12 protein-coding genes are annotated in these 12,802 nt (G+C 65.3%); 3 read left to right on the forward strand and 9 right to left on the reverse strand.

Annotation, left to right across the window (positions count from 1 at the left end):
* Nucleotides 1-16: 16 nt before the first annotated feature.
* Complete coding sequence (locus AC5V87_RS03890) at nt 17-571, forward strand: cytochrome P460 family protein (RefSeq protein WP_495370062.1); 555 nt, start codon at nt 17-19, stop codon at nt 569-571.
* 29 nt (nt 572-600) lie between these two features.
* On the opposite strand, the gene AC5V87_RS03895 is transcribed toward AC5V87_RS03890, so the two are convergent.
* Both AC5V87_RS03895 and hemA read right to left on the reverse strand, forming a co-directional pair.
* Nucleotides 601-4,110, reverse strand: a complete 3,510-nt coding sequence (locus AC5V87_RS03895) for a PAS domain-containing hybrid sensor histidine kinase/response regulator (protein WP_495370064.1) — start codon at nt 4,108-4,110, stop codon at nt 601-603.
* A gap of 185 nt (nt 4,111-4,295) precedes the next feature.
* Complete coding sequence (gene hemA, locus AC5V87_RS03900; RefSeq protein WP_456841271.1) at nt 4,296-5,525, reverse strand: 5-aminolevulinate synthase; 1,230 nt, start codon at nt 5,523-5,525, stop codon at nt 4,296-4,298.
* Between the two features lie 242 nt (nt 5,526-5,767).
* Between hemA and AC5V87_RS03905 the strand changes: the two genes are divergently transcribed.
* A complete protein-coding gene (locus tag AC5V87_RS03905) occupies nt 5,768-5,845 on the forward strand; it encodes a hypothetical protein (RefSeq protein ID WP_495372031.1) in 78 nt (25 codons plus the stop codon).
* 63 nt (nt 5,846-5,908) lie between these two features.
* Here AC5V87_RS03905 and AC5V87_RS03910 read toward each other — a convergent pair whose 3' ends face one another.
* The 4 genes from AC5V87_RS03910 to AC5V87_RS03925 form a co-directional block, all read right to left on the reverse strand.
* A complete protein-coding gene (locus AC5V87_RS03910) occupies nt 5,909-6,970 on the reverse strand; it encodes an MBL fold metallo-hydrolase (protein ID WP_456841269.1) in 1,062 nt (353 codons plus the stop codon).
* 216 nt (nt 6,971-7,186) lie between these two features.
* A complete protein-coding gene (locus AC5V87_RS03915) occupies nt 7,187-9,340 on the reverse strand; it encodes a methyl-accepting chemotaxis protein (protein ID WP_495370066.1) in 2,154 nt (717 codons plus the stop codon).
* Nucleotides 9,341-9,507: 167 nt separating this feature from the next.
* Nucleotides 9,508-10,233 (reverse strand): outer membrane protein, encoded by a 726-nt coding sequence (locus AC5V87_RS03920; protein ID WP_495370067.1) that lies wholly within the window; start codon nt 10,231-10,233, stop codon nt 9,508-9,510.
* 223 nt (nt 10,234-10,456) lie between these two features.
* On the reverse strand, nt 10,457-10,777 hold the full coding sequence (locus AC5V87_RS03925; protein WP_495370068.1) for a helix-turn-helix domain-containing protein: 321 nt from the start codon (nt 10,775-10,777) through the stop codon (nt 10,457-10,459).
* A gap of 307 nt (nt 10,778-11,084) precedes the next feature.
* On the opposite strand from AC5V87_RS03925, the gene AC5V87_RS03930 reads away from it, so the two are divergent.
* Entirely contained in the window at nt 11,085-11,366 is a 282-nt protein-coding gene (locus AC5V87_RS03930; RefSeq protein ID WP_456841265.1) for a hypothetical protein, read from the forward strand.
* Nucleotides 11,367-11,378: 12 nt separating this feature from the next.
* Here the strand turns inward: AC5V87_RS03930 and AC5V87_RS03935 are convergent, their stop codons facing one another.
* From AC5V87_RS03935 to AC5V87_RS03945, 3 genes are all read right to left on the reverse strand, one after another.
* Nucleotides 11,379-12,308: an AEC family transporter gene (locus tag AC5V87_RS03935; RefSeq protein ID WP_495370069.1), complete on the reverse strand. Its 930-nt coding sequence runs from the start codon at nt 12,306-12,308 to the stop codon at nt 11,379-11,381.
* 112 nt (nt 12,309-12,420) lie between these two features.
* The gene (locus AC5V87_RS03940; RefSeq protein ID WP_027561994.1) at nt 12,421-12,630 is read right to left on the reverse strand and encodes a hypothetical protein; all 210 of its coding nucleotides are present in this window, start codon (nt 12,628-12,630) and stop codon (nt 12,421-12,423) included.
* Entirely contained in the window at nt 12,627-12,788 is a 162-nt protein-coding gene (locus AC5V87_RS03945; protein WP_456841263.1) for a hypothetical protein, read from the reverse strand. The genes AC5V87_RS03940 and AC5V87_RS03945 overlap by 4 nt, the downstream gene beginning before the upstream one ends.
* Between the last annotated feature and the right edge of the window lie 14 nt (nt 12,789-12,802).

Below are 12,802 nucleotides of genomic sequence, written 5' to 3' on the forward strand. Positions count from 1 at the left end.
CCCTTGAAGAAACCTCATGATGCCAACCGAATCTGAAAAGAAGAGATTCTCGTTCTCTACGGTGATCGTGCTCACCTTGCTGCTTCTCGTCGTTCTCCTGACGAGCGTGCCATATCTGGTTTCGATCGCGCTCGCGGAAGGCGACACGGCGGCCGCCGCTTCGCCGATCTTCGGCGTCACGATTCCGCCCGGTTACAAGCAGTGGGAGCTGATCGCGCCGGCCGAAGAGGCAGCGCCGCTCGACGAGCTTCGCGCCGTTGTCGGCAACCAGACCGCAATCGAGGCCTATCAAGCCGGAAACCTTCCGTTCCCCGACGGCACCATCCTGGTCAAGCGCGCCTGGAAGCGAAAGCAGTCGCCCGAGTTCGCATCCGCGACAATTCCCGGCGCCGCCACCACGGTGCAGGTGATGGTCAAGGATTCCAAGAAATATGCCTCGACCGGTGGCTGGGGCTTTGGCCGTTTCGTGAATGGCAAGCCGGTGGATGAGGCGCAGCACCGCACCTGCTGGGGCTGCCACGAGGCCCGCGCCAAGAGCCGGGATTACGTCTTCACGCGGCTCGCGCCTTAGGTCGCGAAGCCTGGCGTACCTCCATCAACTCACTCCGCCGCCACCATCTGCTGCGTTCGCCACTGGCCGAGAAGGGCGCGCAGCGAAGCCGGCTTCACCGGCTTGTTGAGCACTGCGATCTTTTCATCGCGCGCGGCGACCTGCACGGCCGGGCTGCGGTCGGCGGTGATCAGGATCGCCGGAATGGTGTCGCCGAAGCGGCGGCGGATATCGCGGATCGCGGCGATGCCGTTGCCGCGATCGAGATGATAGTCGACGAGCAGGCCGGTGACACGGCGGCCGGCTTGCTCGATCGCCGCGATCGCGCCTTCGGGATCGGCGACCGCGATCACCTCGGCGTCCCAGGCTTTCAGCAGTGTGCGCATGCCGTCGAGGATCGCCGCGTCGTTCTCGATGCAGACGATCAGGGCACCCGAGATCGGCGTGCGCGCCAGCGGCGTCGCGCTGGTCACGGCGGCCGTATGCGTGACCGCCTTCGCCGTCGGCACCGTCACGGAGAACACGGAGCCGCCGCTCTTGTTGCCGTCGATGGCGATGCCGTGCTTGAGCACGCGCGCCAGCCGTTCGACGATCGAGAGGCCGAGCCCGAGGCCGCGCGCGATCCGCGCGCCCTGCTCGAGGCGGTGGAATTCCTTGAAGATCTCGGCGCGCTTGGCCGAGGGAATGCCGACGCCGGTGTCGTAGACGCAGATCTTGAGCGAGGAGCCGCGGCGGCGGCAGCCGACCAGCACGCGCCCGCGCGGGGTGTATTTGATCGCGTTGGAGATCAGGTTCTGGAGCAGGCGCCGCAGCAGCAGGCGGTCAGATTCGACCGGAAGCGAGCAGGGCACGAAGGCGAGCGCGAGGCCCTTGGCGCGCGCGATCGGCGCGAACTCGATCTCGAGCGAGCGCATCAGATCGGCCATCTTGAAGCTCGAGATCGAGGTCGTCATCGCGCCGGCATCGAGCCTGGAGATGTCGAGCAGCGCGCCGAGGATCTCTTCGATGGCTTGCAGTGATTCGTCGATGTTCTCGACCAGCCGCGTCTCCTCGCCGCTGTGCTGGCGCTCGATCAGGCTCGTGATGTAGAGCCGCGCCGCGTTCAGCGGCTGGAGAATGTCGTGGCTGGCCGCGGCAAGAAAGCGCGTCTTGGAGCTGCTGGCATCCTCCGCCGCGCTCTTTGCCAGCGCCAGTTCGGAGTTCAGCCGCGTCAGTTCCTCGGTGCGGTCGCGCACGCGCTTTTCCAGCGACGCATTGGCGCGCTCCAGCGCTTCGGCGGCCTCGAAGGTCGGCGTGACGTCGGTGAAGGTGATGACGAAGCCGCCGCCGGGCATACGGTTGGTGAGCACCTCGATCACCATGTGGCGTTCCGGCAGGCGCTCCAGATAGGGCTCGCTGTCGGTCGTGTAGGCGACGAGCCGCTGCTCGATCATCGCCTCCCGATCGGTGTCACCGGCCGGATCGCTCACGCCCATGAATTCCAGGATCTCGCGCAAGGGCGTGCCGAACTGGATGAAATGCGGGGGGACGTTGAGGAGATCGCCGAACTGGCGGTTGGAGCAGATCAGCTGCAGATCGGCGTCGAACACCGCGATGCCCTGCCGCACATGGTTGAGCGCGGTCTGGAGGATCTCGCGGTTGAAATGCAGCGCGGCGTGGGAATCGTCGAGCAGCTTCAGCGCGGCTTTCGCCGATACCGTGCGCTTGCGCAGCAGCAGCGACATCACGAGGCGCGAGGAGGCCGCACCGATCGAGGAGGCGATGAGGTGCTCGGCGTGCTGCAGCAGCTCGAAATCGGCAGGCGCCGCAAGCTCCAGGCGCACGTTGCGTCTGGCAGAGAAGGCCTCGAACGAATGCCGGGCGCGATCCGGCCCGAGATATTGGGCGACCGTGGTCTGGATGTCTTGCACCGTGACGGTGGTGCGCCAGCGGCGGAAGCTCGGCGAGATCGGCGCGAGCGTGTTGGGCACGAACAAATCGGCCTGCACCAGCTCGATCGAGGACGGCTGGCGCGCCAGCGACAGCAGCACATAGGTGAGGATGTTGAGCGACAGCGACCAGATCACGCCATGCATCAGCGGCGGCAAATCGGCGCCGAACAGCGCCTGCGGGCGCAGCGCCTCGATTCCGAACGGACCGTGTTGGAGCAGCAGGATGCCTGCGGTCGAGGAATCCATGAAGCTCGGCATGAACAGCGTGTAGAGCCACACCGCGAAGCCGACCAGCATGCCGCCGATCGCGCCGCGCGCGGTTCCCCGCCGCCACAACAGACCGCCGAAGAAGCTCGGTGCAAGCTGGGCGATGGCGGCAAAGGAGAGCAGGCCGATCGCCGCGAGCTGGGTGTTGCCGAGCGCGCGATAGTAGAAATAGGCCATCACCATGATGGCGAAAATCGCGAGGCGCCGCGAGCGCAGCAGGAAGTCGCTGAAATCGGCACCGCCGGTGCGGCCCTCCGGCCGCCGTTGCAGCACCAGCGGCACCACCAGGTCGTTCGAGACCATGATCGACAGCGCGACGCATTCGACGATCACCATCGCGGTTGCCGCCGACAGGCCGCCGACGAAGATGGCGACGCTGAGCAGGTCCGCGCCCCCCTCCATCGGCAGCGCCAGCACATACATGTCCGGATCGGCCGTGCCGAACGGGAAGGTGACGAGACCGGCGAGCGCGATCGGAATGACGAACACGTTGATGGCGACGAGATAGAGCGGGAACAGCCAGCGCGCGCGGCCGACCTCGGCATCGGATGAATTCTCCACCACGCTGACGTGGAACTGGCGCGGCAGCAGCATCACCGCGCACAGCGACAGCAGCGTCATGGTCAGGAAGTTGCCGATCGACGGCGAATAGTTGATGGCGCGCACCGCCTCCGGCGTCTTCATCGCGCGCTCGATCAATTCATGCGGCGAGAACATCCAGAAGGTGACGAAGATGCCGGCGGCGAGAAAGGCGACCAGCTTGACGATGGATTCGGTCGCGACCGCCAGCATCAATCCGTGCTGGTGCTCGGTGGCGTCGGTCTGCCGCGTCCCGAACAGCACGGCGAAGGCCGCCATCGCCAGCGTCACCATCAGCGCCATGTCGCCGAGGATCGGGATGTGGGAGAACGCCTGGTCCTCGCTCAGGATCGTCTCCAGCGAGGAGGCCACCGCCTTGAGCTGCAGCGCGATGTAGGGCACCGAGCCGATGATCGCGATCAGCGCGACGGTTGCCGCCACCGCCTGGCTCTTGCCGTAGCGCGCGCCGATGAAGTCGGCGATCGAGGTGATGTTGTGGGTCTTGGCGAGCTGGATCACGCGGCGGAGCACGCCGGCCCCCAACCCGATCATCAGGATCGGGCCGACATAGATCGCGAGGAAGTCGGTCGAGGTGCGGGTGGCGAAGCCGACCGAGCCGAAGAAGGTCCAGGAGGTGCAGTAGATCGCCAGCGACAGCGGATAGATCAGCCCCGAGGCGCGGCCGGCCCCCGCCGGCGAACGGCGGTCGCCATGGCTCGCCACCAGGAACAGGAAGCCGATATAGCCGAAGGCGGCGGCGATCACGCCCCAGTCGTGCAGCATGGCGAGCGTGCTTCTCCCTGGGCGCGGGCAGCGCCCGATCTCATTTTCGCTGTAAATCTAGCGCGTTGAGCGGACGCATGCGACAGCGAAATGTCCGGCGCGAGCGGGAACTGCAGGTGTCGTTAAGGTGCAATCGTGCGCAGCGGGCACCTGCCGTCCCTCCAGAGGAGGGTAAGAGCGGACGCCTACTCGGCCGCCAGCGACTTCTCGCGCAGCGGCAGGCCGAGCCGGTCCCATACCTGCAGCAGGGCTTCGGCGAGCTGGTCGATCAGGCCGTCGTCATGATAGGGCGAGGGCGTGATGCGCAGGCGCTCGGTGCCCTTGGCGACGGTCGGATAATTGATCGGCTGGATGTAGATGCCGTGCTCTTCGAGCAAGAGGTCGGACGCCTGCTTGCATTTCTCGGGATCGCCGACGAACAGCGGCACGATGTGGGTGTCGTTCGACATCACCGGCAGGCCGGCGGCATTGAGGATCGCCTTGGTGCGGGCGGCGCGGTCCTGATGACGCTCGCGCTCCCAGCTCGAGGTCTTCAGATGCCTGATCGCGGCGGTCGCGGCCGAGCAGATCGCCGGCGGCAGCGCCGTGGTGAAGATGAAACCCGGCGCATAGGAGCGCACCGCGTCGATGATCTGGCCGTTGGCGGCGATGTAGCCGCCGAGGCAGCCGAACGCTTTCGCCAGCGTGCCTTCGAGGATGTCGATGCGGTGCATCACGCCGTCACGCTCGGCGATGCCGCCGCCGCGCGGACCGTACATGCCGACGGCGTGGACCTCGTCCACATAGGTCATGGCCCCGTACTTCTCGGCGAGATCGCAGATCTTCGCGAGCGGCGCGACGTCGCCATCCATCGAATAGAGGCTCTCGCAGGCGATCAGCTTCGGCCGGTTCGGACCCGCTGCCTTCAGCTTCTCTTCGAGGTCAGCCAGATCGTTGTGGCGGAACACGATGCGCTCGCAGCCGGACTGGCGGATGCCTTCGATCATCGAATTGTGGTTGAGCTCGTCCGACAGGATCAGGCAATTCGGAATGAGCTTTGCGATGGTGGCGATGCCGGTCTGGTTCGAGACGTAGCCCGAGGTGAACAGCAGCGCGGCTTCCTTGCCATGGAGATCGGCAAGTTCCGCCTCGAGCTGCACCAGCGGATGATGCGTGCCGGCGATGTTGCGGGTGCCGCCCGCGCCGGTGCCGACGCGGGTCGCGGTCTCGACCATCGCGCCGACCACCTTGGGGTGCTGGCCCATGCCGAGATAATCGTTGGAGCACCAGATCACGACATCGCGCTTGCCCTTGGGCGAGTGCCAGACCGCGTGCGGGAACCGGCCGGCGGTCCGCTCCAGATCCGCGAACACGCGGTAGCGCCGCTCGGTGTGGAGACGATCGAGGGCGGAATTGAAGAACTGGCTGTAATCCATCGGCAAAACCTGAGACGGAACTGACCAAAAGGGCCGCATCTTCTTAGAGCTTTTCCAGCTCCAATGTCTATGCGCTTTCCCACATTTGGGCGTGAGGGGCATTTGGGCAAAATGCCCTATCGTGGGAATTGAAACTTGATCCCGATCAAGCTCGCGCGAGGTGCAATGCTGCTTCGCACCATCTGCCGGGCTGCTGCGGCCACGCCCGCGACGAATATCACCGCCACTCCAAGTTCTCGTTCGTGGCGACCGGCGTGATCTGCGGTCTCGGGCCGTTCGGCTACATCGCCGCGCTCCACGCGATCGCGAACATGAGGTGAGCTGCTGGCCCTGGCGGCGCTGCGCACCTTCGCCCCGCAAGCGGGGCGAGGTGAGGAAAGAGCTCACGTCGTCCTGAACTGGAGCACGCCGTCCTTCATCTCCGCCGTCAGCCGGCCCTCGACGATCATGTAGTTGACGTGAGCAACGAGCTCGCCGGCGGCAAAGCCCATCTGGTGCTCGTCCAGCACATGCTTGTTGAACACCACGGGCACCAGGGCGCGCGAGGTCTGCGGCACCTCGCGGCAGGCCTCCGCGATCAGGCGGCAGCGTTCCTCGTGGTGATCGGCGAGTTGCTTGATGCGGGTCTTGAGGCCGTAGAACGGCACGCCGTGGCCGGGCAGCACCAGCAGGTCATAGGGCAGGGTGGTGGTGAGGCTCGCGAGCGAGGCCAGATATTCGCCGAGCGAGTTCTGGTCGGGCTCGACCGCCCACACGCTGACATTGGGCGAAATCTTGCTCAGCACCTGGTCGGCCGAGAGGAACAGCTTGTCGTCGGCGCAATACAGCATCACCTGGTCGAGCGCGTGGCCGCCGCCGGTGATCACCTTGAAGCGGCGCGTGCCGATCACGACCTCGTCGCCATGCGAGATGCGGCGGTAGGACGGCGGCAGCACCGACACCTGCTTGAGATAATCCTGGCCGCGGCCGAGCAGCTTTTCGGTGAGCGACTCGTCCATGCCGTGACGGCGGAAGAACAGGCGCTGTGCGTTGCGCCGCTCCTCGGTGCCGCGGTTCTGGTGATAAACCGATTGCAGATATTCGACCTGCGACATCACCAGCGGGCAGCCGAAGCGCTCCACGATCCAGCCTGCGAGCCCGACATGATCTGGGTGCGAATGGGTGACGATCAGGCGCGTGATGTTTACGCCCTTGAGCGGGCCATCGAACAGTTTGGTCCAGGCCTCGATCGTCTCCTCATTGCCGAAGCCGGCATCGACCATCGCATAGCCGTCGCCGTCGGCGAGCAGATAGATGTTCACGTGGTTGAGGCGGAACGGCAGCTTCAGCCGCACCCACAATATGCCGGGCCTGACTTCGACGACGTCATCGGGGCCGGGATGCTGGTCCCAGGGGTAGCGCAAGGCCTCGGCCGAGGACTGCACGGTGTCGGTTTTCGCGTTCATGCTACCGGCTTAAACCCAGCGCGGGCGGGGCGCCAGCCGAAAAAGGCCCGGCCGGGACTCCGCATGGCGGTCATACCGGACGTTGTTTTTCCGTGTGCCGGTCGAAGCCTGCCCAAAACGCAGTGATTCCGGGGCGCGTGTGAGCGCGAACCCGGAATCCAGAAGTTGTCATTGCGAAGTTCCGGGTTCGGCGCGACGCGCCGTCCGGAATGACAATCAGGCCGCCCGCATATTGTTGAGGAACGCGTCAATCTCCCCGCGCAGCATGTCGGCCTCGCGGCGAAGCGCGTCCGAGGCGCTCAGCACTTCGCCTGCCGCCGCGCCGGCTTCGGCCGAGGCGGTGGAGACGCCGACGATGTTGCTGGAGACCTCGCTGGTGCCCCCCGCAGCATGCTGGATGTTGCGGGCGATCTCGCGGGTGGCCGCGCCCTGTTCCTCGACCGCGGCGGCGATCGTCGTCGTGACGTCGTTGATCTCGCCGATGATCCGGCCGATGCCCTGGATGGCGCCGACTGCGGAGGTCGTGACCTGCTGCATGCTGGCGATCTGGGTACGGATCTCCTCGGTCGCTTTCGCGGTCTGGCTCGCGAGGCTCTTCACCTCGGAGGCGACCACCGCGAAGCCGCGGCCGGCCTCGCCCGCGCGCGCCGCCTCGATGGTGGCGTTGAGGGCGAGCAGATTGGTCTGCGAGGCGATGGTCTGGATCAGGTCGACGACGACGCTGATGCGGCTCGCGCTGTCGGCAAGGCTCTGCACCGTGGTGTCGGTGGCGCCGGCCTCGTCGACGGCCTTCTTGGCGATTGCGGCGGAGGTGACGACCTGCTTGCTGATTTCCTCGATCGATGATGACAGCTGCTCGGTGCCCGACGAGACGGTCTGCACGTTGACCGAGGTCTCTTCCGCCGCGGAAGCGACCGCGTTCACCAGCGCGTTGGACTGATCGGCGGTGTTGGACATGCTCTGCGCGCTCGACTGCATCGAGTTGGCCGACTGCGCCAGATTGTCGAGCGCGGTCCGCACCGTGCTCTCGAACTCGGCGATCCTGGCCTCCATGCGTGCGGCGCGCTCGGCCTTGGCGACGCGGTCCTTGTCCTGCTCGCTGGCCAGTGCGCGCGCCTCGATCATGCTGTCGCGGAACACGGTCAGCGTGTCGGTCATCGCGCTGATCTCGTCATTGTGCCTGGAGCGCGCGATCTCGGTGTCGAGATCGCCGGCCGAGAGCAGCTGCATGGCGCGCTGCAGGCCGGTGATCCGGCGCAGGATGTTGCGGCCGACATAGAGCCACACGAACAGGACCGAGCCGACCAGCATCAGCGCACCCAGCGCCAGCATGACCGATGTCGCCAGCGAGATCTCCTGCCGCGCCTGGAAGGTCGAGGCATTGGTCTCCTTCTGCACGCCGTCGACGAGCTGCTGCACGCTGATGCCGAGGCCGACATTGAGCTTGCGCGTCTCGTCCAGGATGGTCTGGCCGTAGTCGATGGAGTCGAGCTCCTTCTCACGCAGATTGAACACGCCGGTCTTGCCGGTGCCGAGCGCAAGCAGCTTTTCCGCCGTCGCGCGCAGCATCTTGTTGCCCTCATTGTCCGGCAGCAGGTCGAGGTTCGAGCGCAGGCGTCCTTGTGCCGTCTTGAACTCCTTCTGGATGTCGTCGAGCTTGTCGCTCGTGCTCGCCGACAGCGCGGCGCTCATGTCGGCGGCCGCGAGATTGCCGCTGGCGACGACGTTGCCGAGCTGGCCGACGGTCTGCGCGGCTTCGGTGGCGTCTTCGGGGGACAGGTTTGCCGAGCCGAGAATGGCGTTGACCCGGGTCTGCGCTTCCAGCATCGCTGGGCTGGCCGCGCCGACGAAGGCGCCCTGGGCGCTGCGCAGCGCGTCATATTGCTTGTCATGGAGCGCTGCGATGTCCAGCCGTTCGCGGGCTGCCTTGGCTAGGCTCTGGGCCGCCTCGTTGATGCTCTTCATCGTCTCGCCGAGACCGGCGACGACGGACTTGTCGCCGCCGAGCTCGATGATCTCGTTGAGTTTCTGCTGCGTCTGCTCCTGCAATTCCTTGAGCTTCTTGGTGCGCTCGCCCAGGGCTTCCTCGCTTTGAGCCGCAAGCAGGGCCGGTCCCTGTGCCGCGAGGCTCGCGCTCAGGGCCGACAATTGCAGGCTGGCGGCAAGGCGCGGAATGTCATGTCCGCTCAGCTCGATCATGCGTCCGCCGAGATTCTGCAGCGCGAGGCCAGCGCCGGCTGCGATCACGAGGCCCATGCCCGCGATCACGCCGAAGGCCGCAAACAGACTGCCGCGTACCCCCCATTTCAGCATTTTGAAGCGAGGTTTCAATCGACCGAGCAAACGGCCAACGCCCAGACGGATCGCCATCGAAAATTCCCCCACGCTCTTGCTTCTGTTTTGTGCCCGGCAGTATCTGCAGGGTCGGTTAAAAAATCGCAATCGGTGCAACTGCTTGCATTGGTTCCGCAGGACGAAAAAATGAAGGGCCGGCGAGAACGCCGGCCCTTGGTCGGGGGTAAGATTTTGCTAACCGATCAGTAGCGCGCGACGGCCGGGCTCGCCCAATTGAAGCGGTAGTTGACGCCCGCCTTGATCGTGTGGTCGTCGGTGGTGAAGTTGCCGGTGCCCGCCAGCGGGCCTCCGGTGAAGTGCGCATCGCCGAAATTGTAGTACTGGTACTCCGCCTTGGCCGACCAGTTCGGGGCGAACATGTACTCGAGGCCGGCGCCGACGGTATAGCCGTTGCGGTGATCGCCGGTGATGACGAAGGCGGTCGGCACGCCGCCGACGGTCACCTTCTCGTTGTTGTCCGAATAGGCGTAGCCGCCCTTCACATAGACGAGACCCGGACCCCAGGTGTAGCCGACGCGGCCGGTGAGAGAGCCGAGGCCGCGTTGGTCGTTGGTGTAGGTGATGCCGCCCGGGAACACCGCCCCGACGCTGCCGGAGAGCCAGGAATACTGGCCTTCGACGCCGACCACGAAGTTCGGGTTGAACTGCCAGTCCGCGCCGACCTGCACGCCGCCGAGGAAACGGCCGTTGCCGTTGTTGCCGGTGGAGAGGCCGTTGAAATTGTTGTCGCTGGAGAAGGCGCCGCCGACATGGCCGCCGATATAGAAGCCCGTCCAGTTGTAGATCGGCGCGGCATAGGCCGGCGCGGGCGCCTTATAGTAGCCGCGGTTACCGAGATCGGCACCGAGCGCCGGCGCGGCAGCGCCCGCCACGAGCAGCGCAACGGTCGCAATCAGAATCTTCTTCATAGTCCAAACTCCAAAACTAAAGGTCCCCGGCAGGCGCGCTGTCCGCGCCGCGTTGGTTCTGCAGATAGCTCGCTTTTGTCGAAAATGCTGTCACATCCGTGGCACAGCGGCACCCAACCTAACGTGTTGGGCCGCAAATGATTTTCGTGCTTAATGGGGATTTAAGAAATGCTGAAGGAAGGCTTAATTCGCAAGTCGTCGAGCAACCTTCGCGTCGCTTTCGTTAACCAAGACGCCGCCGCGCTTCGTCGCGCATCTGTTCGCGGAACGCGGCGCGCCTCGCGGGGCGGTCCTCCTCGCGCACGTCGTGACGATCGAAGATGTCGAACTTCTCCATGATCGGATAGCGCTCGCTCGCCATGGCGAGCACGCGCAGCACTTTGGTCGCAGACGGCGAGGGGCCGCTCACCTCCCAGCGCCGGATGGTGTCGGCGCCGCCCTGCTCCGGCAATCCGCAAAGCTTTGCCATATCGGCCGCCGTGAGCGTCCGTCCGAGGGCCTCGGAGAGGTCGTTGCGGAGCTGCTTCAGTTCGGCGCCGGTCATGTGGCTTGTCGTCCAGTGACATTGCTTGATGAGCAATGCACTACCGCTGATTCGGGTCCATCCGAAGGCAGGTCGTCCACGACAAACTCATCCATCGCGCCCTGCCAGGGCGATGCAGCCGACGTCGAGCGTTTATCACACTGCCGGCCACCTCGGTGCTGAGATCCATCATTGCTGCCTGGAGCGCGGCTGGCTGAGGCGGACCGCGACATTCGCCCGCGCACGGAGTTATGAATGCGTGCCTATGGACATCCGCCGGCGAATGAACACATGGCAGGAGGGGCTCCCAACGATCGAGGGATCAGCCATGACCAGCATGAAATTCGCCATTGCCGCGCTCATCACGACCGGACTGCTCGCCGTGCCCTTCGCGGCTGAGGCGAAGAAGCACCGCTCCAGCCGGTACAGCACCAGCGTCGTGGCCCCCGCCTATAGCGGCGTCGGCGCGCCGGTCGCGCAGCCCAGGGCCTCTTACGGCTCGTCCGGACAGACGGTCGGCACTGTTACGGCACCCTCGATCGGCACGTACAACTGGCCGTCAGTCGGCGTGACCAATTCGGTGCCGACCTGGAGCAACACCACCCGATAAGACCGACGTGGTTCAACGCGATCCCGTGGCGAGGCCGGACAGCAGGTAGAGCGCGACCAGCAATGTTCCGACCGACACCATTGTCGTCACCGACACCGTGGCCGCAACCAGCCTCTCCTCGACCATGTGCTCGTGCGCCAGCACATACACGGTCTTTGCTGTCGGCACGGCCGCGCAGATGACGGCGGCCACCGTGTAGAGTGGATTGAGGCCCAGCATCACGCAAAGCCCGTAGACGAGCAGCGGCATGATCACCAGTTTCACGGCCGCAAGCGCGAACGTTGCCTTCAGGTTCGACCGCAGTCCCTCGAGCGACAGGCCGAGCCCGATGGCAAACAGCGCGCAGGGCGTGAGCGCGGCCGCGATCATGTTCAGATAGGCCGCGACGGCTGCTGGAATCGGCAAGCCCGTAATCGACCAGACGAGGCCGATGAGGGTCGACAGCACCATCGGATTGAGCAGGATCTGTCGTGCGAGTCCAGCGGAATGCGAAGGCCCGCGCGCGTCGCGCTCCAGCAGGATGACGGTGATCGGAAACAGCACGGCGGCCACGAACACCGTCGCCACCGCGGCAGGCAGCACGGCGGGCTGGCCGTAGATCGCATGCAGGATCGGCAGCGCGACGAAGCCGGTATTGGTCATCGCCGCCGCCATGCCGTGGATCGTGCTGCTGGCGAGATCATGCTTTCCGCGGACGGCGACGAAGACCAGCGCGAAACAGGTGAGGGAGCCGCCGCCGAACGCGAGCAGGAAGCGCCATTCCAGGAGATTGCGTGCCGGCTCCTGGGCGATGGTGACGACCAGCAGTGCCGGCATCGCCACGTTGTAGGCGAAATGCACCAACGCGTCGGCGAGCGAGTGCGAGAGATAACCGAGCTCGCCGGCGAGCCAGCCGGTGACGATGATCGCGAATACGGGAAGAACGAGGCTGGCGACTTCCATCCGGCTTCCCCCTTGCTGCCAATGGCCGCAACAAAAGGTTACTCCGGCAAGGGAGCGTCGTCACTGTCCAGGAGGCTCTTTTCGCGAAGCGCCCATGGAAAGCAGGCCGGCGTTAAATGCCCCGGCCGTTCTGCTGACCGATCACACAGCGCCAGGCCGCCAGGCGCTCGGCGGGATGCTGGTTCATCCATTCGGCGAGCTGCGGCGCGCCCATCAGGCAGGACTGCACCGAGACCTGCGCAAAGTCGGAGCTGGTGACGAGCTGCTCGTGACAATTGGTCGGCGAGGCGAGGCTGCAAAGCACGGCGATGATCTTGATCACGACAGGTTCCCCCCGTCGCGGCCGATCGTTGCCTTGTCCTGTTCTTCGTTGCCCGGATCGCCCGGCGGGAAGATGCTGTCGTAGATGGCGCGCGCCTCCTGAATGAGACGAACGCGCTCCCGCTCGGATTTCGAGACAAATCGAATAACTTCGCCCATGTTGGCTCCGGATA

The sequence above is a fragment of the Bradyrhizobium sp. SOJA106 genome (assembly GCF_059448745.1).